This window comes from Ruegeria sp. AWH4_226 (genome assembly GCF_056159225.1).
In genome coordinates, this window is the sequence record NZ_JBSWUU010000001.1 from 2,607,155 (window position 1) to 2,630,658 (window position 23,504).

At 56.9% G+C, this 23,504-nt stretch carries 23 protein-coding genes; 13 read left to right on the forward strand and 10 right to left on the reverse strand.

Annotated features, from left to right (window positions below; all coding sequences use genetic code 11):
- The first annotated feature begins 23 nt into the window (after nucleotides 1–23).
- From ACXAET_RS12925 to trxA, 7 genes are read left to right on the forward strand one after another with little or no spacing between them, the layout of a single operon-like run.
- Complete coding sequence (locus ACXAET_RS12925) at nucleotides 24–1,529, forward strand: PAS-domain containing protein (RefSeq protein ID WP_475185596.1); 1,506 nt, start codon at nucleotides 24–26, stop codon at nucleotides 1,527–1,529.
- A 41-nt stretch (nucleotides 1,530–1,570) separates the two neighbouring features.
- The gene (tsaE, locus tag ACXAET_RS12930; RefSeq protein WP_475185598.1) at nucleotides 1,571–2,044 is read left to right on the forward strand and encodes a tRNA (adenosine(37)-N6)-threonylcarbamoyltransferase complex ATPase subunit type 1 TsaE; all 474 of its coding nucleotides are present in this window, start codon (nucleotides 1,571–1,573) and stop codon (nucleotides 2,042–2,044) included.
- Entirely contained in the window at nucleotides 2,041–3,045 is a 1,005-nt protein-coding gene (locus ACXAET_RS12935; protein WP_475185602.1) for an aminoglycoside phosphotransferase family protein, read from the forward strand. Before tsaE ends, ACXAET_RS12935 begins: the two co-directional genes overlap by 4 nt.
- Nucleotides 3,042–3,728, forward strand: coding sequence for a nucleotidyltransferase family protein (locus ACXAET_RS12940; RefSeq protein WP_475185605.1), 687 nt, complete (start codon nucleotides 3,042–3,044; stop codon nucleotides 3,726–3,728). Before ACXAET_RS12935 ends, ACXAET_RS12940 begins: the two co-directional genes overlap by 4 nt.
- Nucleotides 3,721–6,648, forward strand: a complete 2,928-nt coding sequence (addB, locus tag ACXAET_RS12945; protein ID WP_475185608.1) for a double-strand break repair protein AddB — start codon at nucleotides 3,721–3,723, stop codon at nucleotides 6,646–6,648. The genes ACXAET_RS12940 and addB overlap by 8 nt, the downstream gene beginning before the upstream one ends.
- Nucleotides 6,645–10,004, forward strand: coding sequence for a double-strand break repair helicase AddA (addA, locus tag ACXAET_RS12950; protein WP_475185610.1), 3,360 nt, complete (start codon nucleotides 6,645–6,647; stop codon nucleotides 10,002–10,004). Before addB ends, addA begins: the two co-directional genes overlap by 4 nt.
- A gap of 60 nt (nucleotides 10,005–10,064) precedes the next feature.
- A complete protein-coding gene (trxA, locus tag ACXAET_RS12955) occupies nucleotides 10,065–10,385 on the forward strand; it encodes a thioredoxin (protein ID WP_068339912.1) in 321 nt (106 codons plus the stop codon).
- A 267-nt stretch (nucleotides 10,386–10,652) separates the two neighbouring features.
- Here the strand turns inward: trxA and ACXAET_RS12960 are convergent, their stop codons facing one another.
- Entirely contained in the window at nucleotides 10,653–10,847 is a 195-nt protein-coding gene (locus ACXAET_RS12960; RefSeq protein WP_475185613.1) for a DUF1127 domain-containing protein, read from the reverse strand.
- Between the two features lie 197 nt (nucleotides 10,848–11,044).
- Between ACXAET_RS12960 and hslV the strand changes: the two genes are divergently transcribed.
- Nucleotides 11,045–11,602, forward strand: coding sequence for an ATP-dependent protease subunit HslV (gene hslV, locus ACXAET_RS12965; RefSeq protein ID WP_475185614.1), 558 nt, complete (start codon nucleotides 11,045–11,047; stop codon nucleotides 11,600–11,602).
- Here the strand turns inward: hslV and ACXAET_RS12970 are convergent.
- A complete protein-coding gene (locus tag ACXAET_RS12970; RefSeq protein WP_475185616.1) occupies nucleotides 11,594–12,835 on the reverse strand; it encodes an MFS transporter in 1,242 nt (413 codons plus the stop codon). The two genes, hslV and ACXAET_RS12970, sit on opposite strands and share 9 nt — an antisense overlap.
- A 105-nt stretch (nucleotides 12,836–12,940) precedes the next feature.
- Nucleotides 12,941–13,342 (reverse strand): DM13 domain-containing protein, encoded by a 402-nt coding sequence (locus ACXAET_RS12975; protein WP_475185620.1) that lies wholly within the window; start codon nucleotides 13,340–13,342, stop codon nucleotides 12,941–12,943.
- Nucleotides 13,343–13,542: 200 nt separating this feature from the next.
- Here ACXAET_RS12975 and hslU point away from each other — a divergent pair, with 200 nt between their 5' ends.
- The 3 genes from hslU (at nucleotide 13,543) to ACXAET_RS12990 (ending at nucleotide 17,249) form a co-directional block, all read left to right on the forward strand.
- Nucleotides 13,543–14,850, forward strand: coding sequence for an ATP-dependent protease ATPase subunit HslU (gene hslU / locus ACXAET_RS12980; protein WP_475185622.1), 1,308 nt, complete (start codon nucleotides 13,543–13,545; stop codon nucleotides 14,848–14,850).
- A gap of 378 nt (nucleotides 14,851–15,228) precedes the next feature.
- Complete coding sequence (locus ACXAET_RS12985) at nucleotides 15,229–16,032, forward strand: alpha/beta hydrolase (protein WP_475185625.1); 804 nt, start codon at nucleotides 15,229–15,231, stop codon at nucleotides 16,030–16,032.
- Nucleotides 16,029–17,249, forward strand: a complete 1,221-nt coding sequence (locus ACXAET_RS12990; RefSeq protein WP_475185627.1) for an MFS transporter — start codon at nucleotides 16,029–16,031, stop codon at nucleotides 17,247–17,249. Before ACXAET_RS12985 ends, ACXAET_RS12990 begins: the two co-directional genes overlap by 4 nt.
- On the opposite strand, the gene ACXAET_RS12995 is transcribed toward ACXAET_RS12990, so the two are convergent.
- From ACXAET_RS12995 to ACXAET_RS13005, 3 genes are read right to left on the reverse strand one after another with little or no spacing between them, the layout of a single operon-like run.
- On the reverse strand, nucleotides 17,246–17,833 hold the full coding sequence (locus ACXAET_RS12995) for a Smr/MutS family protein (protein ID WP_475185629.1): 588 nt from the start codon (nucleotides 17,831–17,833) through the stop codon (nucleotides 17,246–17,248). The two genes, ACXAET_RS12990 and ACXAET_RS12995, sit on opposite strands and share 4 nt — an antisense overlap.
- The gene (gene mltA, locus ACXAET_RS13000; RefSeq protein ID WP_475185631.1) at nucleotides 17,833–18,873 is read right to left on the reverse strand and encodes a murein transglycosylase A; all 1,041 of its coding nucleotides are present in this window, start codon (nucleotides 18,871–18,873) and stop codon (nucleotides 17,833–17,835) included. Before mltA ends, ACXAET_RS12995 begins: the two co-directional genes overlap by 1 nt.
- Entirely contained in the window at nucleotides 18,870–19,529 is a 660-nt protein-coding gene (locus tag ACXAET_RS13005) for a Tim44/TimA family putative adaptor protein (protein ID WP_475185633.1), read from the reverse strand. Before ACXAET_RS13005 ends, mltA begins: the two co-directional genes overlap by 4 nt.
- A gap of 107 nt (nucleotides 19,530–19,636) precedes the next feature.
- On the opposite strand from ACXAET_RS13005, the gene ACXAET_RS13010 reads away from it, so the two are divergent.
- Both ACXAET_RS13010 and secB read left to right on the forward strand, forming a co-directional pair.
- Nucleotides 19,637–20,137 (forward strand): FxsA family protein, encoded by a 501-nt coding sequence (locus tag ACXAET_RS13010; RefSeq protein ID WP_475185634.1) that lies wholly within the window; start codon nucleotides 19,637–19,639, stop codon nucleotides 20,135–20,137.
- A 54-nt stretch (nucleotides 20,138–20,191) separates the two neighbouring features.
- Complete coding sequence (gene secB / locus ACXAET_RS13015) at nucleotides 20,192–20,689, forward strand: protein-export chaperone SecB (RefSeq protein WP_475185636.1); 498 nt, start codon at nucleotides 20,192–20,194, stop codon at nucleotides 20,687–20,689.
- A gap of 27 nt (nucleotides 20,690–20,716) precedes the next feature.
- Here the strand turns inward: secB and dnaQ are convergent, their stop codons facing one another.
- Genes dnaQ through ACXAET_RS13035 form a run of 4 tightly spaced genes read right to left on the reverse strand, consistent with a single transcriptional unit; the run spans nucleotide 20,717 to nucleotide 23,451 of the window.
- Nucleotides 20,717–21,439, reverse strand: coding sequence for a DNA polymerase III subunit epsilon (dnaQ, locus tag ACXAET_RS13020; protein ID WP_475185637.1), 723 nt, complete (start codon nucleotides 21,437–21,439; stop codon nucleotides 20,717–20,719).
- Entirely contained in the window at nucleotides 21,432–22,025 is a 594-nt protein-coding gene (coaE, locus tag ACXAET_RS13025) for a dephospho-CoA kinase (protein WP_475185639.1), read from the reverse strand. The genes dnaQ and coaE overlap by 8 nt, the downstream gene beginning before the upstream one ends.
- Nucleotides 22,022–22,855 (reverse strand): shikimate dehydrogenase, encoded by an 834-nt coding sequence (locus ACXAET_RS13030; protein ID WP_475185640.1) that lies wholly within the window; start codon nucleotides 22,853–22,855, stop codon nucleotides 22,022–22,024. Before ACXAET_RS13030 ends, coaE begins: the two co-directional genes overlap by 4 nt.
- A complete protein-coding gene (locus ACXAET_RS13035; protein WP_475185641.1) occupies nucleotides 22,852–23,451 on the reverse strand; it encodes a Maf family protein in 600 nt (199 codons plus the stop codon). Before ACXAET_RS13035 ends, ACXAET_RS13030 begins: the two co-directional genes overlap by 4 nt.
- Between the last annotated feature and the right edge of the window lie 53 nt (nucleotides 23,452–23,504).

Consider the following 23,504-nt stretch of genomic DNA (forward strand, 5'->3'; position numbering starts at 1 on the left):
TTCGTGTCAGTCCTGAGGTACGCATGGTCGACTGGATCATTCTCGCCGCGATCAGCCTGGTTTCCGCCAGCCTGGCGGTGCAGTGGCTCTTGCCTCGCCGCAGGCCACAGGTCGACAATTTTGGGCTGTCCTCAGGCGTATCGCTGTTCGATGCAGTCTTCTTATTCGACGGTGACAGGCTCATCAGCCATTCCGACATCGCTCTGGATGGGTTTGAGTCCGTCCGCGATTGGTCTGACCTGCGTCGACTTTTGCATCGGGATTTCCCGACATTTCCGGAAACGCCCGACGCGGTCCGGCAGGAAGGCGCGTTGGTTGTTCCCGCCATTGATTGCACAGTTGAAAGAGACGTGCTTTGCGAATGGATCGACGGTGTGGTCCGAGTGCATCTGCGTGACCGCGTCGACCGCATCAGACCAGCACAGGGCGACACGCAGCACCCGATACGCCTTGCGATGGAACAAGCGCCCTACCCGGTCTGGTTGCTGGATCATCAAGGTAACGTACGCTCGTGCAACGCCGCTTATGTTGCCTTGGTTCGTAAAGTGCGCGGACAGGATACGGATCTGACTGCGCCATTGTTCGCCGGTATTCAAGAAGAAACGCGGATGGGCGCAAAAACCCGGATCTCAATTTCGTCCGATGACAGCGACAACAAGCTCTGGTTTGACTTGGCCGTGGTCAATCACCCAGATGGGTGCATGTGTTATGCCGTTGATATCAACGCCATCGTAGCTGCGGAAACCGCCCAGCGAAAATTCGTCCAGACCATGACGAAAACCTTTGCTCAGTTATCCATCGGTCTGGCGATATTCGATCGCAATAGACAACTGGCGCTGTTCAACCCGGCATTGACCGAGCTGACCACCCTGCCCGCCAGTTTCCTGAGCTGTCGCCCCAGCCTGTCCAGCTTTTTTGATCGGTTGCGTGACCAGCACATGATGCCGGAACCAAAGAACTATCGCAGTTGGCGCAACCAGATGAACGACCTGCTTGAGGCCGCCGAGGACGGAAATTATCAGGAAACGTGGTCTCTGCCATCGGGCTCGGTCTATTCGGTCAGCGGACGACCGCATCCCGATGGGGCGGTGGCGTTTTTATTCGAGGATATTACGGCCGAAATCACTTTGACCCGCCGTTTCCGTTCAGAGATGGACCTGATGCAATCGGTTCTGGACAAGTTGGCTGATGCCATAGCTGTGTTCGGAGATGACGGAACGCTTGCGTTTACGAACCGTGCCTATCAAAAGCTGTGGGACGACTCCGGTGAGGCCGGGTTTGAACCTGACACGGTGTTGGACGTGACGCGCAAATGGCAGGAACACTGCGCAGCCACACCCATTTTGGGTGAGATCCGGGATTTTGTGGAAATGCGGGACAACCGCGCCGAATGGACCAGCGGTCTTCGGTTGCGAAACGGCACCAATCTGACCTGTACGGTCAGTCCAATGCAGAACGGTGCAACGATTGTCCGGTTCGGTGTCGAGGACATGCCTAAAGTCTTGCAAAGTCATCAAATCAGCGCCTGAACCGGGTTGCAGCCGCTCAGGCATAAGGCCATTGTGGCGTCATGACGTTGCACGCCCGTTCGATCACCCTGACTTCGCCGGAAGAAACATCTGCATTTGCCACCCGGTTGGGTGCCAAACTGCGTCCCGGCGACAGCATTCTTCTTGCCGGTGAGATCGGCAGCGGCAAAACCCATTTCGCCCGCAGCCTGATCCAATCGCTCATGTCAGAACCAGAGGATGTGCCCTCACCGACCTTTACATTGGTTCAAGCTTACGACACCCCGACCGGTGAGGTGTGGCATTGCGATCTGTACCGGCTTAGCGCCGTCGATGAGATTGAAGAACTGGGTTTGAGCGATGCTTTCGACTCGGCGATCTGCCTGATTGAATGGCCAGAAAAGCTGGGCCCGCTGACGCCTGCTACAGCCTTATCCATCCACCTGAAAACAGACTCTAATACGTTAGTTTCTCGTCATTTGACGCTGACATGGTCGGATGAGAAATGGTCGCAGAAACTGGAGAATATTATATGACAAACCGGGCTGTTCTGGCCGAAGCCCTGATTGCTCAAACACCGTGGTCGAATGCAGAACGCGTACCTTTGGCGGGGGATGCATCGAACCGCCGGTATGAACGCTTGACCGACCCCATTACCGGCCGCACCGCGGTTTTTATGGACTCGCCGCCCGATAAGGCCGAACCGGTCGAAAACTTCGTACGCATGGCCGAGTATCTGCGGAAAATCGGCCTTAGCGCGCCTGAAATTTACGCCGAGGATACGGAATTCGGCTTCTTGTTGCTTGAAGACCTTGGCGACGACCTGTTCGCCCGCGTTTTGGAAAAGAACCCGAAAATGGAACGCGAACTGTACGAGGCCGCGACTGACGTGCTTGTCGAATTGCACGCGGCACCCACCCTTTCGCTGCCTTCCTACGATCCGGCGCTTATGACCGAATTGGCAGCGTTATCCTTCACCAAATACGCACAAGCCGTGCTTGGGGATCACGATGAGGACGCACGGGTTCGTTTCGAACTTCGGTTCGCGGATGTTCTGCATCGGGAAACTTCCGGCACCAAAGTGGTCATTCAACGCGACTACCACGCCGAAAACATGATCTGGTTGCCGGACCGACACGGGATAAAACGCGTCGGTTTGCTGGACTTCCAGACCGCAATGCTGGGCCACCCTGCTTATGACCTTATGTCAATGTTGCAAGATGTACGCCGCGATGTGTCACCCGGTACCGAAATGCGGATGTTGAACCGCTACATCGCCGCAACAAAGGTTAATGATCACGCTTTCCGGACCGCGTATGCAGTACTTGGGGCACAACGGAACCTGCGTATCATCGGCGGCTTTGCCCGTTTAGCGACAGAATACGGAAAGCCACGCTATGCGAACTTGATACCGGCCGCGTGGGCGCATCTGATGCATAATCTGGAACACCCCGCGCTGGCAACCGTCTCAGACCTGCTGCGGACTTCCCTGCCCGCCCCGACCCCTGAGAACTTGGGCAGGCTCAGGCAGAAATGACCCGAAACCCCGAAGCCGTAATGATGTTTGCTGCCGGGTTTGGCACTCGTATGGGGGTGCTGACCAAAGACAGGCCCAAGCCATTGATCGAAATCGCCGGTCGTCCGCTGATCGATTATGCTCTGGGTTTGACAGGCGATTTGCAACCGCGCCGCGTGGTGGCCAACCTGCACTATCTGCCAGATCAGCTTGAGGCGTATCTGGCACCGAAAGGCGTGCTGATATCGCGTGAAGAGCCTGACATCCTGGAAACCGGTGGCGGGTTGCGTGCCGCCTTGCCTTTGCTGGGGAGCGGTCCTGTTTATACGCTGAATACGGATGCAATCTGGTCCGGGCCAAACCCCCTGACGCTGTTGCGTGAAGCGTGGAATCCTGACCGGATGGACGCGCTGCTGATGTGCGTACCGATCGAACGAACCCTTGGGCATTCGGGCAAAGGTGATTTTACAGCAGATGCCGAGGGCCTGATCACGCGCGGACCCGGCTTGATATTTGGTGGCGCGCAGATCATGAAAACGGACACGCTGATGACTGTGTCTGAGAGGGCGTTTTCATTGAATGTCCTTTGGGACCAGATGCACGCTCAAGGTCGCTTGTTCGCAGCCATCTATCCCGGTCGCTGGTGCGACGTGGGCCACCCCGAAGGGATTGCTTTGGCCGAGGGTTTGATCGCTGATGTTTGAAAGCAGCACTGTGCCCCGTGTATATGCCGTGCCTCCTGGCACCGATTTTCCAAAGGCATTGGTAGACGGTCTGCGTTTGCGTGTAAAAGATCATCCGCCCGAAGCTCTGGCGCGGGTGCAACTCGTGGTGAACACCCGCCGCATGGCGCGCCGGGTTCGCGAGCTGTTCGATCAGGGCCCAGCCTGTCTGCTGCCCCGTCTGTCGCTGGTGACGGATTTGGGCGAAGGCTTGGATTTGGCGCAGCTTCCGCCCGCAATACCTGCGCTACGACGCAGGCTGGAGCTGACCCAACTTATTGCCAAGCTACTGGAACAACAGCCTGATCTGGCCGCGCGGTCATCCCTGTTTGACCTGTCCGATAGTCTGGCCGCACTGATTGACGAGATGCAGGGCGAAGGTGTTTCACCTGATGCGATCCGACAGCTGGATGTCAGCGATATGTCCGGTCACTGGGCGCGTGCGCAGGCGTTTATCGGGATTGCAGATCATTTCATTGACTCCGGTCCCGATGCACTGGACGCGCAGGCGCGGCAACGACGCGTGGTGGAGAACCTGATTGACGGTTGGCAGGCTGCACCACCGCAGCATCCGGTTGTTCTTGCAGGCTCAACCGGGTCACGTGGCACAACGCTGTTGTTGATGGAGGCCGTTGCCCGACTGCCGCAAGGAGCGCTGATCCTGCCCGGCTACGATTTCGATCAACCGGATCATGTCTGGCAGAGTTTAGACGACGCACTGGCTTCGGAAGATCACCCGCAATATCGATTCCGCAAGCTGATGACCCGGCTTGGGATACAGCCCAACGAAATCAGGCGCTGGACTGACGACAAGGCCCCGTCGCCTGCGCGTAACCGTCTGATATCTCTAGCGTTGCGCCCAGCACCAATCACCGACGCCTGGATGTCCGAAGGTCCCCGGCTGACCGATCTGGACGATGCAACCAAAGACCTGACATTGGTCGAGGCGCAATCCCCCCGGTCCGAGGCGCTGGCCATTGCCTTACGTTTGCGCGAAGCCGCCGAAACCGGGCAAACCGCTGCTTTGATCACGCCCGACCGGATGCTGACCCGGCAAGTCAGCGCAGCGCTGGATCGGTGGAACATCCTGCCCGATGACAGTGCCGGTCTGCCGCTGCAACTATCACCTCCGGGGCGGTTCCTGCGCCACGTGGCGGGCCTGTTCGCACGGCGGCTAGGGGGTGAGGCGTTGCTGACCTTGTTGAAGCACCCGCTTTGCCACAGCGGCGGCGATCGCGGCGCGCATTTGCTGCACACGCGCGATCTTGAACTGGATTTGCGCCGCCATGGCCCTCCGTTCCCTGACAGTGCCAGTCTGACCGCCTTTACCATCCGCAAAGAGGTGCCAGAGGGCTGGGTCCGCTGGGTGATCACGCAGTTTTGCGACCAACAGGTTGCTGGTGAATTACCCTTGTCGGATTGGGTGACGCGCCTGAGCAATCTGGCCGAGGCGATCTCAGCCAGCAGCGAAGGTGAAACCGGAACGCTATGGGACAAGAATGCCGGCCAAAAGGCCTTGGCAGTTCTCACCACGCTAGAGGATGAGGCCGAATACGGCGGTCCGATGACCGCCCATGATTTCGCCGATCTTCTCGGGGCACTCCTGGCAGGGGAAGAGGTCCGCGACCGTGACGCCCCGCATCCGCATATCATGATCTGGGGCACGCTTGAGGCTCGGGTCCAGGGCGCTGATCTGCTGATTCTTGGCGGTTTGAACGAAGGCAGTTGGCCCGAAGCCGCCGCACCAGATCCTTGGCTGAACCGGCAGATGCGCGCCAAAGCCGGGCTGTTGCTGCCCGAACGTCGCATCGGACTGTCGGCGCATGATTTCCAGCAGGCTGTCGGCGCGCCCGAGGTCTGGCTGACCCGCGCCACACGGTCGGATGATGCCGAAACTGTCCCATCGCGCTGGCTAAACCGCATAACGAACCTGTTGCAGGGCTTGCCGGGGCAGGGTGGCCCCGAGGCTTTGTCAGCGATGCGCGCCCGTGGGCGGCAGTGGATGCAATGGTCGGAACAGCTTGAGGCCGCGCCACGCATAGACCCGGCACCGCGCCCGTCGCCCCGACCACCGGTTGCGGCCCGCCCGCGACGCCTGAGCGTAACTGAGATAAAACGTCTGATCCGCGATCCTTATGCAATCTACGCCAAGCATGTGTTACGGCTGCGGCCACTGGACCCGCTGGTACAAGCGCCCGATGCTTTGCTGCGCGGTATCGTTATCCATGAGGTCCTCGAACACTTCGTCAAGGACAGCGTCCTCGACCCAGCTTTGTTGACCCGAGAAAACTTTCTGAAACGCGCCGACGCCCTGTTGAACAAACACGTCGCATGGCCCACGGCCCGCAAGCTGTGGCTTGCGCGGCTGGAACGGATCACCGATGACTTCCTCAGTGCCGAGATCGCGCGGCGCAGCGACGGAGGGCCTGTTGCCTTCGAGGCGATGATGAAACTGGAGCTGACCCCTCTGGAATTCACAATCGCTGGTCGGGCAGACCGTATTGACCACAACAGCCGCGGCGCATTGCGGATAGTGGATTACAAGACCGGCATTCCACCGAGTGAAACCCAGCAAGCCAAATTTGACAAACAGCTTTTGATCGAAGCCGCAATGGCCGAGCAGGGCGCCATCCAAGGGTTTGACCCCATGCCGGTGGCCGAAGCGGTCTTTATCGGTATGGGCGGCACCTACAAGGAGGTAGCGGCCCCGCTGACAAAAGAGCCACCAGACAAGGTTCTTGCCGAGTTAAAAGAACTGATTTCAGCCTATTTAGAGCCTGATCAGGGGTTCACATCCCGTCGGATGCTGCACAAGGACTCGGACATCGGTGACTTTGACCATCTTGCCCGCTTTGGTGAATGGGATCGGACTGACGACACAACACCTGAGGTTCTGGAATGAGCCCCCGCAATGATGCAACTGAACGGCAGGTGCAGGCGGCGCGGCCTGATGCCTCGACCTGGTTGGCGGCCAATGCGGGTTCGGGCAAAACGCGGGTTCTGACCGACCGGGTGGCGCGGCTGCTGCTGGGTGGGGTACAGCCGCAACATATCCTCTGCCTGACCTACACCAAGGCAGCCGCCAGCGAGATGCAGAACCGGCTGTTCAAGCGGCTTGGTGCATGGGCCATGCTGGCGGATGATCAGTTATCAGAAGAGCTTACCGATCTGGGTGTGCAAGGTGCAATCGACCCGGATCGACTCGCGCAGGCGCGTACCCTGTTTGCCCGCGCCATCGAAACGCCGGGCGGGTTGAAGATTCAAACGATCCATTCGTTCTGCGCCTCATTGCTGCGGCGGTTTCCGTTGGAGGCTGGGGTCAGCCCACAGTTTTCCGAAATGGAAGACCGCGCGGCAGCCCTGTTGCGCGAAGAAATTGTCGAAGATTTTGCCGAGGGTCCTCAGGCTGCGTTGATTGAGGATGTTGCACGCTTCGTTACCGATACCGGGTTTGAGAACCTTACTGCTGCGCTCACGCACAAGCGCAGTCTGTTTGCGCATCCGATGGCGTGGCCCCATCTGTTGCAACGGTTCAATCTGCCCGATGGTTTTGACGAAAACACCCTTCACGCCCAGGTTTTCCTTGGAGGTGAGGTCGAACTGATCCGCTCAATGCTGCCCGCGCTGACCGAAAGCGGCGGGAACAACGCCAAGGCCGCCACCAAGCTGTCCATGTTCACGGATACGCAGATCGGCAGTTTACCCTTGTTGGAAAGCGTTCTTTTAACTGGAAAATCCGCAAAAGAACCTTTCTCTGCCAAGATCAACGGCTTTCCGACCAAAGCCCTGCGTGAGGGGCCGCTGGCTGATCAGATGCCTCAGCTTGAAGCGTTTATGCAGCGCATTGAAGCCGCGCGCGAACTCCGCCTGGCACTAATCGCGGCACGCAAAACGCATGTGCTGCACCGTTTGGCTGCGGCCTTCCTGCCTGAATATGAACGACGCAAGCAAATGCGCGGTTGGCTGGACTTCGATGATCTGATCCTTCGCGCGCGGCAGGTCCTGAACGATCCGGCAGTGGCGGAATGGGTGCTGTACCGTCTGGATGGCGGTATCGATCACATTTTGGTGGACGAGGCGCAGGATACCAGCCCCGATCAATGGGATGTCATCGAAAAGCTGGCGCAGGAATTCACCAGCGGGGAAGGGGCCCGATCCGGGGTTGAGCGCACGATTTTCGTAGTGGGTGACAAGAAACAATCGATCTATTCCTTTCAGGGTGCCGATCCGCAGGCCTTTGACCGGATGCAACAGGAATTTGGGCGCAGATTGACGGAATCAGGCTCTAAATTGTGGGATTCGACATTGGAGTATTCCTTCCGCTCCTCCAGCGCGATCCTGTCTTTGGTCGATATCCTGTTCGAAAACCGCACCGATGCCGGATTTCACAAGGACAGTTTGCATCGTGCGTTTAAGTCGGATTTGCCGGGTCGTGTCGACCTGTGGCCAGTGATCGAAAAGGTCGATGAGGACGACGACGGGGACTGGACAGACCCGGTAGATCGCCCCGGTGCGCGGCATCACACCGTCCTTCTGGCCGAGAAGGTGGCCAAGTCGATCAAGGACATGATCAACAGCGGCGAAACGATTCCCGAAGATGGCAAAGCTCCGGGAAGCTTCGTCCGGCGCAGGGTGAAGCCGGGTGATTTCCTGATCCTCGTCCAGCGTCGCTCGGACCTGTTTGCTGAGATCATCCGCGCCTGTAAGGCCGAAGGTCTGCCCATCGCCGGGGCCGACCGTTTGAAGGTGGGGGCAGAGCTAGCAGTAAAAGATCTTGCGGCCCTGCTGAGTTTTCTGGCTACGCCCGAAGACAGTCTTTCGCTGGCCACAGTGTTAAAGTCACCTCTGTTCGGTTGGAGTGAGCAACAGCTTTTTGATCTTGCCCATCGCAGGCAAGAGCCGTTCTTATGGGCCGCGCTGCGTCGCCGTGCTGCTGAATTTCCGGAAACGCTGGCGATCCTGAACGATTTGCGCGGACAGATCGACTTTTTACGACCCTATGACCTGATTGAACGAATCCTGACCCGTCATGACGGACGCCGAAAGCTGTTGGGGCGACTTGGGGCCGAAGCCGAAGACGGAATAAACGCGCTGCTGTCTCAAGCCCTTGCGTATGAAAGGACAGATATTCCCAGCCTGACCGGGTTTCTGGTTTGGATGCAGACCGACGATCTGGAAATCAAACGGCAGATGAGCGGCGTCGGCAATATGATCCGGGTGATGACGGTGCATGGCTCCAAAGGGCTTGAAGCGCCAATCGTGATCCTGCCTGACACGGGCAAGCGGCAAGCACCACGCGATTCAGAAATCATGGTGGCCGAGGGAACGCCGCTGTGGAAAGTCTCTGCCGATACCTCACCCACCTTGATCGCACAAGCACGGGCTGAGGCGCGGCAGCGGGAAGAGAATGAGCGGCTTCGCCTACTCTATGTGGCTCTGACACGCGCGGAAAAGTGGTTAATCGTGGGCGCCGCAGGGGATGTCGGCAAAGACGGAACCAGTTGGTATCAGATGGTTGAGGACGCAATCAAACGGGCAGGGGCCACGCAGATCCCCGGTTCGGAAACACTGCGTTTGGCACATGGGGATTGGACCGCGTTGCCGCTTGAACAGCACTCAGAAACCACGGCAGAGCCAACGCCGTTACCCGAGCAGTTCTTCACCGCAGCCGCTACCCCAGAACCACCGCTTGAGACGCTCAGCCCGTCTGATCTGGGTGGGGCGAAGGCCTTGCCCGGTGATCCCGGTCAGGATGACGAGGCCGCCAAGCTGCGCGGCACGCGTCTACACTTGCTGCTTGAACACTTACCCATGGTCCCGCAAGAAAACTGGCCGCAGCTCTGCGCTCGGGTTCTGCCCGATATGCAAGATACGGAACGGCAGACGCTTCTGAACGAAGCGCAAAATGTCCTGACGGCAGTTCATCTAAAGCCCGTTTTTGCGACCGATACCCTGGCCGAAGTCCCGGTAACAGCCAACTTGAACGAGCGGCGTATCCATGGGGTCATCGACCGGCTGATCATATCCGAGACCGAGGTTCAGGTAATTGATTTCAAAACCAATATCATCGTCCCTGACGACCCTGCGGCCTGCCCCGAAGGCGTGCTGCGCCAGATGGGTGCATACCGTCAGGCGTTGACACAAATCTACCCCGGTCGGAACATTCGGACGGCGATCCTGTGGACGCGCACTGCCGACTTGATGTGGTTGCCACACGATCTTGTGACGGATGCACTGGCCCGTACCCAGATATCTTGACCTTAGTCTGACCCGTCCCTACGTTCGTTTCCCAAGTTTACCCCATTCAGGAGACAGAAAATGTCGACCGTAGCCGTAACCGACGATACCTTTGACGCCGAAGTCAAGAATTCCGACATCCCCGTTGTTGTCGATTTCTGGGCCGAGTGGTGTGGCCCGTGTAAGCAGATCGGCCCCGCACTGGAAGAGCTGGCCGCTGAATATGGCGACAAGATCAAAATCGCCAAGGTCGACGTCGACAGCAACCCAAACTCTGCGGCTGCAATGGGCGTTCGTGGCATCCCGGCACTGTTCATTTTCAAGGACGGTCAGGTAGTTTCAAACCGTGCGGGCGCGGCACCGAAAGCAGCGCTGCAAAGCTGGATCGACGAATCCATCTGATCCAAATGGATGCACAGAAGATCAAACGCGCCTGACACCAGGCGCGTTTTTCTTTGTAAGACCGAATATCCAAACCTCAGGTTCTGATGGAACCCGGATTGGGAAAGCCCTTGCGGTACATAAATTGTACCAAGGCCGGTGTCCGGCATATCGTTCAGCCAGGTTTGTGGCCTATCGGTACGGGTCGTCTGGTCAGAACAAGCTGTCCAAACAAAGAAAAAGCCGCTCGAGTGAGCGGCCATTCTTTGGGGTCGTACTGATCGCGGGTCAGACGTATTTGATATCCGCGCGAGTCAGACCGATGTCGTCAAGCTGTGCATCGCTAAGCTGTGATAGGGCTGCACGTGTTTTACGGGTTTCATTCCAAGCGACAGCTTTTTCAAACGTGGAGACAAATGCGTCCACTACGTGCAGGATGGTAGCTGCTCCGAGCGGCGCATGGATATTTGCGGTAGTAGCCATTTGCGCATTCCTTCTAACTGAAACAGCCGACCCTTTGTCGGTTGCAACTCTCATTTAGGATCTTGGTGCAAGACTCACAATTGCTCGTCCGGTAACCCCGAATTGCGATTCTTGCATATCTTTTGGGCGGTTTGAGAACTGTTGCGCTGCGGGCGGGTCCGGCCCATATAGAGCGGCAGACGAAAACGGAGACTTTCATGGCGGATAGCGATTTTCCCGGTTGGCACGGCACGACCATCATTGGCGTTAAAAAAGGTGGTCATGTGGTCATTGCCGGCGACGGACAGGTCAGCCTTGGCCAAACCGTGATCAAGGGTACCGCCCGCAAGGTCCGTCGCCTGTCGCCAGGCGGTTTCGAAGTTGTTGCCGGTTTCGCCGGATCGACAGCTGACGCCTTTACCCTGCTCGAGCGGCTGGAAGCCAAGCTTGAGGCAACGCCCGGCCAACTGGCCCGCGCCTCGGTTGAGTTGGCCAAGGACTGGCGCACCGACAAGTATCTGCAAAAGCTTGAGGCGATGCTGATCGTTACCGATGGTTCGGATTTGTTGGTGATCACCGGGGCAGGGGACGTGCTGGAACCTGAACACAATGTGGCGGCCATTGGGTCCGGCGGCAACTTTGCCCTCGCCGCAGCCCGCGCGATGATGGACAGCGACAAATCGGCCGAAGAGGTCGCGCGTGAGGCGATGGCCATTGCGGCCGATATCTGCGTCTACACCAACGGTAAACTGACGGTCGAGACGATCTCAGGCTAACAGCGCTTTGATCTCTTTTCCCTTCCAACGCAGGTGCATACCGATCAGCCCCATGATCGCTGCAATGATCACGATGTAGTAGGGCACACGGATGTCGATGCTCATCAACCCGCCGCCGATCAACGACATGACCCCCCCGGCCAGACAGAACACGGCGGTGGTGACGCCCATGGCCCAGCCCTGATCGGCCTCACTGACAGAGGATGAGAACAAGCCCAACAGGGTCGGGTAAGATACGCCAAAAAAGAAATAGAAAAAGAAGACTGGAACATAGCTGAGAACCCCGCTGGGGCTGAAGGCGAAGGCAAAGCCACATATGACCATCGTAACCAGTGAAACATAGATAATCTGGTGCTTACCAAATCTTTCCTGCGCGGGTTTCACAAGAAATGTGCTGGAAAATGCCAATGCAACCCCGATGACCACCATCGCCATGCTGCCGCCGATCACGCCATAGCCGAACCGGCTGGTCAGGAAGTTATCGACAAAGACATAGAACGTCACGTTGGCGATCATGAACAACGCATAGACCGGCAGTATTTTCAGAACCATCGGATGTTCGCGCACCGCGATCAGACTGTCGGTGATATCGCGGGGACGGAAAACAAATGCGGCACGCTGCGTGCGCGTGTCCTTGAAAAAGAACAGCACCAGCAAAATGGCGATCACTACCAAAACAAATGCGCCGTAGAACGGGGTTTTCAACGTGGCGATACTGCCCAGCAACGCAGCGTCAGACAAAACGGCCCCGATGATCGGTCCGCCCACCAAGCCAAAGCTGACGCCAGTGACAATATACCCCATATTGCGATCACGGTCGGCCGCGTCCGTACTGCCATCAATCATGGCAGCCTGCGCAATGGGTTGGTTTCCAGCCGTAAAACCTGTGATTGATCTTCCGACGATCAGCAGCAGAAGGCTGTTGAGAAACAGCGCCGCAATGGTCAGCGCATAACCGATCAGCGCACCACCCAGGCAGACCAACAGAGCGTTCTTTCGGCCGATCGAGTCCGAGACTTTCGAGACATAGACAACGCCCAGAAACCACGACAGAAAAAAGCAACCAATCACCAGGCCGTAGTAGAAATGGCGGCGCCCTTCAGGTGTATTTTCGGGAAGGAACCCGGATTTCGTTTCCATGATCAGCGAGTTGATGATGGGAAAAACCAACCCCTGCCCGATCAGATCCACGAACACTACGAATAGCAGGGTGATCTTGGAAATCTTCGTCAAAAATGCGCCCTCGGTTCTAATACCTTGGGGCGAGTGTAACAGACTGTTGCCCTGTTACCTAACGTCGCGCCAGAGGTCGGACAAACCGACCTCTGGCCGTTGTGTTTACTTCAGCGAAGCGACACCCAGCGGCACGCCGGCTACCTCGCACCAGATGTAAACCTCGTTGTAGCCCGACACATCCATGGTTGGCGGCACGGCATAGGATTGCTTGCCGGTCAGGTGCAGCAGCGCGCCCAGTTTGGTGTCCGGAGCATATTCACCGTCTTTACCAAACGCCACACGTGGGTCGGGACCGTTGTCCAGGGAAAAGTCCTCGCCCAATTCCACGACGAAACGCTCGCCATCTTTGACTAGTTTCACCGAACCGGTGGTGACATGGTTCGAGCGGCCTTCAAACGTACCTTTCTTTTTGGCACCACCAGCCAGGGCCGTGGTGGTACCGGCCAGCGTCAGGGCCGCGCCGGTGGCTGCAGCTTTCACAAAAAGCGAACGACGAGTCATCATGATATGCTTTCTCCATAGCAAAGACGCGGGCCCGTTTGCCCGTCGCTGAAATTTATGGAGGAGACGCAGCGCGAAAGGCGATTCACATCCGTAAGTATTCTCGTGTGCTTTCCGCGAGTTGCCGTGATGTTTGCGTGATCGGCTTGTGTTTTCGCGACGTATGATTAGGTTCCGCTTCGAAACAGACGGATAGAACACATATGACCGACCTGACCCCGCGCGAGATTGTCTCGGAACTGGACCGCTTCATCATCGGCCAAAAGGATGCCAAACGCGCCGTGGCCGTGGCGCTGCGCAACCGCTGGCGGCGTAAGCAACTGGCCGACGATATCAGGGACGAGGTCTATCCAAAAAACATTCTGATGATCGGCCCCACTGGTGTCGGCAAAACCGAGATCAGCCGCCGTCTGGCGAAACTGGCCCGCGCACCTTTTATCAAGGTCGAGGCCACCAAATTCACCGAGGTCGGCTATGTCGGTCGGGATGTGGAACAGATCGTGCGCGATCTGGCTGACGCCGCCATTATCCAGACTCGCGAGTATATGCGCGAGGACGTCAAGGCCAAGGCCCATCAAGCCGCCGAAGACCGCGTCATCGAAGCCATCGCAGGCACCGACGCCCGCGAAGGTACGCGTGATATGTTCCGCAAAAAGCTGAAAGCCGGTGAGCTGGACGATACAATAATCGAGCTTGAGCTGTCCGATACGTCAAACCCCATGCCGATGTTCGACATTCCCGGCCAGCCGGGCAGTCAGATGGGCATGATGAATCTTGGCGATATCTTCGGCAAAGCCTTTGGCGGGCGGACCGTCAAAAAACGCATGACCGTGGCAGAAAGCTATGACGCGCTGATCGGAGAAGAGGCCGACAAACTGCTGGACGATGAAACCGTCAACCGCGTTGCGCTGGAGTCGGTGGAACAGAACGGCATCGTGTTCTTGGACGAGATCGACAAGGTCTGTGCCCGCTCGGACGCGCGGGGCGGTGATGTTAGCCGCGAAGGCGTCCAGCGTGACCTGCTGCCTTTGATCGAGGGCACCACAGTGTCCACCAAACACGGCCCGGTGAAAACCGACCACATCCTGTTTATTGCATCAGGTGCGTTCCATATCGCCAAGCCTTCGGATTTGTTGCCCGAACTTCAGGGCCGCCTGCCGATCCGCGTGGAATTGCGCGCCCTGACCGAGCAAGATTTCGTTCGCATCCTGACCGAAACCGACAACGCGCTGACGCTGCAATACACCGCGCTGATGGGAACAGAAAACGTCACCGTCAGTTTCACCGAAGACGGCATCGCCGCGCTGGCCCGCATTGCTGCAGACGTAAACCAAAGCGTTGAGAATATCGGTGCACGGCGACTTTACACCGTGATGGAACGGGTGTTCGAAGAATTATCCTTTACCGCGCCCGATCAGGCCGGGGCAGAGATCACGGTGAATGCCCAATTTGTTGAGGATAATCTGGGCGAGCTAACACGCTCGGCGGATCTGAGCCGGTACGTTTTGTAACGCCCCTGAACGGTTTTCTGCTCATGTCGCTAGACGTGAGCCGAGAATACGATAGCTTGTCGCAAAAGGTCGCAAGGACCCTGTTTGATGCGCTATCTGATAATTCTGTTTTTTTCGCTTTCCCTCGGTGCCTGCACTGACAGGACGGTAACTGAAATCGTGCCTTCGGCCGCGTCTGTTGGAACGCCAAAAACAGTGTTTGCAAGCACAACGCGGGCGCGTGAACTTGATGGATCTTACGGTTTCAGACGCGCTGAAAAACTGCAGTTTTTAGAAACCACGGTTTCCATTCCGCCGACGCATACACCGGGAACCCTGAAGTTTTCGTACGCGAACCCGAACCCGCAAAAGGAGTTTGTTCTCGCAAATGAGACTGACTTGAGCGGACCGCAGGGTTTGCGGCAGCGTTTGCGCGGTCAAGACGATGTAACGATCTTTGTTCATGGCTACAATTCCACCCAGACTGAAACCATTTTCCGCGCCGCTCAACTGACTCATGATGTTGGTATTCCGGGCGCGACACTGGTCTATTCCTGGCCCAGTCGCGCGACCGGTTTTGGATATGCCTACGATCTGGACAGCATGCTGTTCGCCCGCGATGGCTTGGAGCAAACCATTCGAGAATTGAAATCCATGGGCGTCAAGCGCGTCATCATCGTGGCACATTCCATGGGCAGCGCCCTTACGATGGAGATGATGCGCCAGGCCGAGTTACGGGAACCAGGATGGGCCAACAAAAACATCGAAGGCCTCGTTCTGATTTCCCCGGACCTGGATGTTGATCTATTCCGGTCGCAGATGGAACGGATAAAAACTCCGCCTGATCCTTTCCTTGTCATGGTTTCCAAAAAGGACAAGATCCTGAATGTCTCTGCCCGCCTCAGGGGTACAGATGAGGGTGAGAGGCTGGGAAATATAAGTTCGATCAGCATGTTAGAGGAATTTCCGATCAACGTGATCGACACAACGGCATTCAACAGGGATGCTGAATCTTCGCATTTCGTTGCGGCCACTTCACCTGCTTTGCTGGCCATCCTCAACTCGGTTCGACGCGTCAGCAATACGTTCGGGTCAGATGAACGGCCCATCGACATTCTGGTGCCGCCCAATGAACGAAATCCCGATGGCGCAACTGAAATCATCCTGACAGAGACGGGACAGGCCCAGGTGTCTAATCCGTGAATTCGTCAAAACTGCGCGGCTTTCTGATCCAGAACGCAACTTGGCTCAGCGCCGGTGTGCTTTTGACGTTTCTGTCCAGCTTTGGGCAGACCTTTTTCATCTCGATCTTTGCCGGTGAGATACGCGAGGCCTATGGGTTAAGTCACGGGGCTTGGGGCGGGCTTTACTCGCTGGGCACGACCGTATCCGCCATCGTGATGATCTGGGCCGGAAGTCTGACGGACATTTTTCGCGTTCGCAACCTTGGGCCGGTCGTGTTGACTGGTCTCGCATTTGCAACTTTGGCGATGGCGATGAACACCGTGCTTTTCCTGTTGCCTGTTGTGATCTTTCTGCTGCGACTATTCGGGCAGGGGATGAGCATTCATCTGGCACAGGTCGCCATGGCGCGCTGGTTTACCACGACGCGCGGTAAGGCTTTGTCAATCGCGTCACTGGGGTATGCGATTGGGGAATCGCTGCTGCCAGTGGTTTTTGTCGCTGCTATGGCGCTGGTTGATTGGCGTCTGTTGTGGGTGGTGGCCGCAGGAATAACGCTTTTGGGCATCCCGCTTTTGATAAGGCTGCTACGTCAGGAACGCACCCCCCAAAGTCTTTCGGCAGAACACACTGCAACCGGCATGCGCGATCGTCATTGGACCCGGCGCGAAGCGCTGTTGAATCCCTTGTTCTGGTTCATGGCGCCGTCAATCCTTGCGCCATCGGCTTTCATCACCGCGTTTTTCTTTCACCAGGTGCACTTGGCACAGGTCAAGGATTGGCCGCATATCCAATTGGTCGCCCTGTTTCCGGTATTTACCGCAGTGGCAATTCTATCGATGTTTATCGCGGGCTGGGCGCTGGACAAATGGGGGACTGCGCGGATGATGCCCTTCTATCAACTGCCGATGGCCGTTGGTTTCGCTTGTCTTTCGGTTGCCGATACCATTAGCGGCGCATTGATCGGTCTGATCTTTCTGGCCCTTACTGTCGGTGCACACAGCACATTGCCCAGCGCCTTTTGGGCCGAGTTTTACGGTACCCGCCATATCGGCGCGATCAAAGCCCTTGCAACGGCACTCATGGTGCTGGGGTCAGCCATAGGCCCGGCGCTGACCGGCATCCTGATCGACTACCATGTTTCGCTTGGCACGCAGTTTCTGTGGATCTCGGGGTTTTTTGTTTTTGTCTGCGGTCTGGTCTGGATAGGTATCCGCCGCGCCCGGGCCGAGGTCTAACGGTTGCGGCGCAAGTAGACATAGTAAGCACCGTCACCACCATGGCTGATATGGGCAGGTGCAACTTGCAACACGGCCTGCGCCAGCGGTGGAATAGAAAGCCAGTGCGGAACCTGATTGCGTAGCACGCCCCGCGGCGTCGGAATCGGGCCGGGTTCGTCGCGGTCTTTGCCTTTGCCTGTCACCACCAGAACCAGACGCTTGCCTTGCGCTTGCGCTGTCAGGATAAACCGGATCAGGGCAGGGTGCGCGGTGTCAACGCGCAAACCATGCAAGTCCAGCTTGCTTTCCGGCTTCAGCTTGCCGCGTTTCATCCGGCCAAATGCCTTGGTGTCCATCTGTACCGGGCTGGCCCATAAGCTGTCCGTAACCGAAGGTTTCAACCTGTGGTGCTGTGGTTTGACCGGAACATTCTGCCCTATCTCAAAATCCTCAAGCCGCATCCGGGGTGTTTTGGTTGGTTTTGGTTTGGGTAACGTGGTGGGATGCACAGATTTCGGTAGCTCAGGGTGCAGACGCTCAGCCTGTTTGGTGACCTTGCGCCACAGCTCGATCTCTTCTTCGGTCAGTTTGCGCCGGGTCATCAGTATTCATCCGGGATCAGGGCATAGGCCCGCTGGATCGGCAACAACAGGACCATCCGGCCCGGGTCTTTCAAGCGTCCAGCCGCCTGCCCAGCAGCGTCGCCGGTGCCAAAGAAGATATCCGCTCGCTGCGCCCCTTTGATCGCTGCGCCAGTGTCCTGCGCGATCATCAATCGACGCATCGGCGTTTTACCGTCCTTTTCGATCCAGACCGGAGCACCGAGCGGCGTGTAAGTCGGATCGGCGGCAATACTTCGCATTTTCGTAACGGACCGGTTCATCGCCCCCAACGGTCCAAGTTCCGGAGCGACCCGAGTGACTTCACGAAAGAACACATAGGAGGGGTTGTGAAACAGCAATTCTGCCCCTGCTTCGGGGTTTTTACGCACCCAGGCACGGATCATTTGGGCGCTGACCTCATGCGCGCCCAACAGGCCCTGCCGTATCAACTCGGCACCGATTGAGCGATAGGGATGCCCATTTGCCCCGCCATAACCCACGCGCAGGGTGCTTCCATCTGGTAAACGAATGCGGCCCGAGCCTTGGATCTGTAAGAAAAACAATTCAACCGGGTCATCGACCCACGCAAGCTCCAGGCCCCGGCCTGCCATCGCACCGCCGCTCAGGATTTCCCGGCGACTCAGCCAAGGTCCGTCTGCTCGTGCTTCGGGGGGCATCTTGTAGAGTGGGTATTTGAAGCGATCCGTCCGGGTCCGAGACCCTTGTAATTCGGGTTCGAAATACCCCGTGAACAAGGCGTCCTGACCATCTTCCACCAAAACCGGGCGAAAGAATAACTCAAAGAATGATCGCGCGGCATCAGCCTCATAGGTCCGGGCAACGCCACACAAGGCGCGCCAGTCCGGATCATTCAAATCACTACAGGTATTCAGAAAAACCGAAAGGGCCGCCCCATGATCGTCGGCGGCCCAGCCTTCCAGCTCATCAAACGACAGTATGGATCGCGTCGTCTCAGCCCCGGCGGCGCTTGCGGCGGTCATCGCGCCCACAAGAAAGAGCGACCGGAGCTTGGCAATCATGCGTCCGTTGCAACAAGCAGCCAGTTCGGATCATCCGAGGCCATCACGCGGGCAAAGGTCCAGCTGTCTTTCTGACGTTTGACCGTGTTTGGACTGCCTTCGATGATGTCACCGCCGCGATCCCGCACGACCGAGGTCAGTTCAGCCACGAATTTCATCGTTATTTCGGCCTGGTTGGTATCTTTGTCAAAAGACACATCAGCCAGCGTGGTTTCACGGACACCGATGAACTCAGCCTCGATCGTTAAACCCTGATCTTCGCGGGCGGCGACGACAGACACGAATGTTTCGAAAACCTCTTCGGAAAGGAAAGGCTGTATTTCGTCCAGGTTTCCTTTTTCAAACCCCATGACGATCATTTCATACGCGCCGCGCGCACCCTGCACAAATTCGCTTACCGAAAAACTCGGCTCAATCCGCTTCATCGCGGCAAGGGTTTGTGCCTGTTCACTATCCTCGGCAACGTGGTCGGTGATGTCGTGATCCGGACCGCCTTCGATCACCTCGAACCCGCTGCGGGCCTTGTGTGTTTCTGGTTGTTGTTGCACAGGGGGCTTTTCAAAACCCTCACGCGTGCCCAGCACACTTCTCAAACGTAGGATCAGGAAAACGGCAATTCCGGCAAGGACCAGCAACTGGATCATCGGTTCGTTCATTTCATCCTCTTTTCAGACCGCCGCTTTGTATGCGCGGCCTCCTGCCACTATGTAGGTGACAGTTCGTGGCAAGTCCACCGCCCGGCCTTTAGCATAGGATAGCGCAGATGTACCTGTTCTTGGCATTTTTATTGGTTCCGATTATCGAAATCGCCCTGTTCATTCAGGTCGGTGGTTTGATTGGCCTGTGGCCAACCTTGGCGATTGTAGTTCTTACTGCCGTGATGGGCACCATTTTGGTCAGGACACAAGGTCGCATGGCATTGGCTAATCTACAACGTTCCTTTGCTGAACTGGACGACCCGACCGAACCGCTGGCCCATGGGGCGATGATCCTGCTGTCAGGTGTTCTGCTGCTGACGCCCGGGTTTTTCACGGATGCGGTTGGATTTGCACTGCTTGTTCCGGCGGTGAGACTGTCAGTGTTCCGTTACTTGCGGTCCAAAGTAACTATCACGCAGTTTCAGATGGGTCCCGGGCCACAATCGCGACCCGGATCTTCAGGGTCCGATCAGGGCGATGTGATTGACGGTGAGTTTACTGAAGTAAGGCCACGCCAGAACCCCTCGAAGCCGTCGAAATGGGTAGAGGGTCCGGACCGGCATTGAGGTGCCGCGCCCAACTTGCTAAGCAGTGGCAAATTTCATTTTTGGAGTAGATCCATGGCCGAAGAAAAAGCTGCAGAAAACACTGCAGCCCAAGCTGCCCCCCAAGTCCAGATGCGCGTTCTGGGACAATTCATCCGCGATATGTCCTTTGAAAACGTTATGGCACAAAAGGGCGTGTCCGGTGACGTACAGCCCGAGATTTCCGTTCAGGTCAACCTAGACGCAAAAAAACGTTCGGCTGAACATCAATACGAAGTTGCGATCAAGCTGAACCTCAAGTCGAAAGCCAAAGGATTGGAGGATATCCTATTCCTTTGCGAAATCGACTATTGTGGCCTGTTCCACGTAGAAGGTGTTGCCGAAGACCAACTGCACCCGTTCCTTCTGATCGAATGCCCCCGCATGTTGTTCCCGTTCCTGCGCCGTATCGTCAGCGACATCACTCGTGACGGTGGTTACCCGCCAGTGAACCTGGACAATATCGATTTTGTTGCGCTGTACCGCAACGAACTGATGCGCCGTCAGGCCGAAGCGCAAAAAACCGAAGCCTGAGTGGTTTGACCCGCGTCGCGACAAGCTTCAGGCGCGGGTCCACAATGCGTTTTCGCCCAGTTTCTGCACAAAAGCGTCGTGCGCCGCTTGTTCTTCTTCGGTAAGTTTTGACGCCAAAGGGGTCGACCGAGCTGTCGGGCGCCATTCCTCTTGACCGCCTGCGACCGAAGACACGGCTGTAGACAACCCAAAATCCGGTTGTCGTCCACCGATCAGTTCCAGATAAACCTCAGCCAGAATTTCCGAGTCGAGCAACGCCCCGTGCAGCACCCGGTTCGAATTGTCGATACTGAACCGCCGACACAACGCATCCAACGAAGCTGGCGACCCTGGAAATCGTTTGCGCGCAATTGCCAATGTGTCCAGCGCCTGATCCATCGGGATCGGCGGCAGACCCATCCATTTAAGCTCGGCGTTCAGGAACTTCATGTCGAAGGACGCGTTGTGGATCACCAGCTTGGCATCACCGACGAAGTCACGGAATCCCTGCCCAACTTTCGCAAAAACTGGTTTATCTTTCAGCGTGACCTCGCCTTTTTCCGGCGGGCGCGGGTTTTCCAACAGGTCAGGTCCAATGCCATGCACACCAAACGCCTCTTCAGGCATTGAGCGTTCGGGATTAATGTAGACGTGGTACGTTTCACCCGTCGCTACATGGTTCCAAAGCTCAACCGCACCGATTTCGACAATCCGGTCGCCGCTATCGGGATCAAACCCTGTGGTTTCAGTATCAAGTACGATCTCACGCATCTGCCATTCCTGCCCGTATCTGCCTGACAACATCCTGCACCTGCGCGCGGGCATGGTCCAGCGTATCGGTGACAATCACATAATCCGCTCGCGCACATTTTTCATCGTTTAGCATTTGCTTGGCACGGATCTGTTCGAACTGTGCCTCGGTCATCGTTCCGCGTGCTAAGACGCGGCGTTTCTGTTCGTCGGCCGGAATTGAAACACAGGCCACCGCGTCCATCGCCGCGTCTCCACCCGTTTCAAAGAGGAGGGGAATGTCGAACACCAAAATATCTGCAGCTGCTCGGCTGCGGAAAGCGGCCCGGTCCACGGCCACAAGCGGGTGAACGATGGCCTCAATCTTTTTCAATACGTCGGGGTTCCGTGCGATGATTTCTTTCAGGGCTATTCGACTTACAACGCCGTCTATAATTGCCTCTGGAAACGCGGCCCTCATGGGCTCAACAGCCGCTCCTCCTGTTGAATAGAGCCTGTGTACAGCCGCATCCGCATCCCACAGCGCGCAGCCTTCATCGAGGAACATTTGCGCCGTGGTGCTTTTGCCCATGCCGATCGAACCTGTCAGTCCAAGGGCAAAACTCATCCCAAAACCGCCGCGCGCAACTCATCTGTCACCTCGGGTCGCGTGCCAAACCAGCGTTCGAACCCGGGCAGAGCTTGGTACAGCAACATACCCAACCCGTCGACGGTGGTGCAGCCAGCCTCTTCCGCTGTTTGCAGCAGCTTTGTCTTTAACGGGGCATAAACCAAATCTGTCACAACGGCACCCGGCTGCAGCCCGTCCAAAGGAACCCGTAGTTCCGGCTGTCCTTGCATCCCCAAAGAGGTCGTGTTCACCACCAGCTCGGCCTCTTCAATGACATTGCCGGCCTGAATCCAGTCAACAACAGTTATGCGGTCGCCAAATTCTTCTCTCAGTTGATCAGCTCTGGCCTGGGTGCGGTTGGTCAGCATGATCTTGGGTACGCCTGCCTCAAGTAAGCCCTGCAATACCGCGCGCGATGCACCACCAGCCCCAAACACCACAGCCGGACCATCTGAGGGCGACCAATCCGGTGCGCCTTCGCGAAGATTCTGCATAAACCCAAAGCCGTCGGTATTGTCGGCATAAATCTTGCCGTCTTCCCCAAAAAACAAGGTATTTGCAGCACCGATCAATTTGGCACGCTTGGAGACGAAATCCGCCAGGCGCAAAGCCGCTTCTTTATGGGGGACGGTGACATTTGCCCCAACAAACCCAGCTTTCGGCAGAGACCGAAGCACCACATGTAAATCTTCAGGTGCGACGTCCATGGGGACATAGTGGCCGGCAAGCCCATATGTCTTGAGCCAGTACCCATGGAGCTGCGGTGATTTCGAATGCGCAATCGGGTGCCCAATCACCCCGGCTAACGGAATTCTGTGCTGCGTCATTGATCAATCACCCCTTTAACACTCAAATAATTAAGCAGTTCCAATAGGGGCATACCCAAAACATTAAAATAGTCGCCGTCAATGGTTGCAAACAGCCGGACGCCTTCCTCTTCCAGTTTGTAACCCCCGACGGCATGCTGGATGCTGTCCCAGTTGCGATCAATATACCCGCGCAGATAGGCATCAGAACTCATCCGCATGCGCAATCGTACCTGCCCGACATGACGCCAGAGCGGCTGACCATCCTGATAGATCACTGCGGCCGACAACAGCATATGCCGTTTGCCGCGCATCGCCTTAAGTTGGGCCAACGCGTCTTCGGGTGTTGCCGATTTTGATAATAAATGTCCATCGAAATCAAGAACTTGATCACAGCCCAGAACCATCGCTCCGGGGGTCTTGTCACTTATTTTACGCGCCTTCATTTCGGCCAAAGCATCAGCGATATCGCGGGGGGATGCCTTTTCAGCCAATAGCGCGCGTTTTACGGTCTCTTCGTCCACACGCGCAATCTGTACCGAGAACGGCACGCCCGCGTTCGTTAGTAGCTTTGCGCGGATAGATGAGCCCGAGGCCAGAATGAAGGGGACAGACATGTGGAAAACCCCGTGTGCAAGTCGTTGAAGCTTCTTGAACGCTTTGTATGGTT

Coding starts and splice junctions, on each gene's coding strand:
- ACXAET_RS12925 (WP_475185596.1), top strand. CDS start 24: ATGGTCGACTGGATCATTCTCGCCGCGATCAGCCTGGTTTCCGCCAGC.
- tsaE (WP_475185598.1), top strand. CDS start 1,571: ATGACGTTGCACGCCCGTTCGATCACCCTGACTTCGCCGGAAGAAACA.
- ACXAET_RS12935 (WP_475185602.1), top strand. CDS start 2,041: ATGACAAACCGGGCTGTTCTGGCCGAAGCCCTGATTGCTCAAACACCG.
- ACXAET_RS12940 (WP_475185605.1), top strand. CDS start 3,042: ATGACCCGAAACCCCGAAGCCGTAATGATGTTTGCTGCCGGGTTTGGC.
- addB (WP_475185608.1), top strand. CDS start 3,721: ATGTTTGAAAGCAGCACTGTGCCCCGTGTATATGCCGTGCCTCCTGGC.
- addA (WP_475185610.1), top strand. CDS start 6,645: ATGAGCCCCCGCAATGATGCAACTGAACGGCAGGTGCAGGCGGCGCGG.
- trxA (WP_068339912.1), top strand. CDS start 10,065: ATGTCGACCGTAGCCGTAACCGACGATACCTTTGACGCCGAAGTCAAG.
- ACXAET_RS12960 (WP_475185613.1), bottom strand. CDS start 10,847: ATGGCTACTACCGCAAATATCCATGCGCCGCTCGGAGCAGCTACCATC.
- hslV (WP_475185614.1), top strand. CDS start 11,045: ATGGCGGATAGCGATTTTCCCGGTTGGCACGGCACGACCATCATTGGC.
- ACXAET_RS12975 (WP_475185620.1), bottom strand. CDS start 13,342: ATGATGACTCGTCGTTCGCTTTTTGTGAAAGCTGCAGCCACCGGCGCG.
- hslU (WP_475185622.1), top strand. CDS start 13,543: ATGACCGACCTGACCCCGCGCGAGATTGTCTCGGAACTGGACCGCTTC.
- ACXAET_RS12995 (WP_475185629.1), bottom strand. CDS start 17,833: ATGACCCGGCGCAAACTGACCGAAGAAGAGATCGAGCTGTGGCGCAAG.
- mltA (WP_475185631.1), bottom strand. CDS start 18,873: ATGATTGCCAAGCTCCGGTCGCTCTTTCTTGTGGGCGCGATGACCGCC.
- ACXAET_RS13005 (WP_475185633.1), bottom strand. CDS start 19,529: ATGAACGAACCGATGATCCAGTTGCTGGTCCTTGCCGGAATTGCCGTT.
- ACXAET_RS13010 (WP_475185634.1), top strand. CDS start 19,637: ATGTACCTGTTCTTGGCATTTTTATTGGTTCCGATTATCGAAATCGCC.
- secB (WP_475185636.1), top strand. CDS start 20,192: ATGGCCGAAGAAAAAGCTGCAGAAAACACTGCAGCCCAAGCTGCCCCC.
- dnaQ (WP_475185637.1), bottom strand. CDS start 21,439: ATGCGTGAGATCGTACTTGATACTGAAACCACAGGGTTTGATCCCGAT.
- coaE (WP_475185639.1), bottom strand. CDS start 22,025: ATGAGTTTTGCCCTTGGACTGACAGGTTCGATCGGCATGGGCAAAAGC.
- ACXAET_RS13030 (WP_475185640.1), bottom strand. CDS start 22,855: ATGACGCAGCACAGAATTCCGTTAGCCGGGGTGATTGGGCACCCGATT.
- ACXAET_RS13035 (WP_475185641.1), bottom strand. CDS start 23,451: ATGTCTGTCCCCTTCATTCTGGCCTCGGGCTCATCTATCCGCGCAAAG.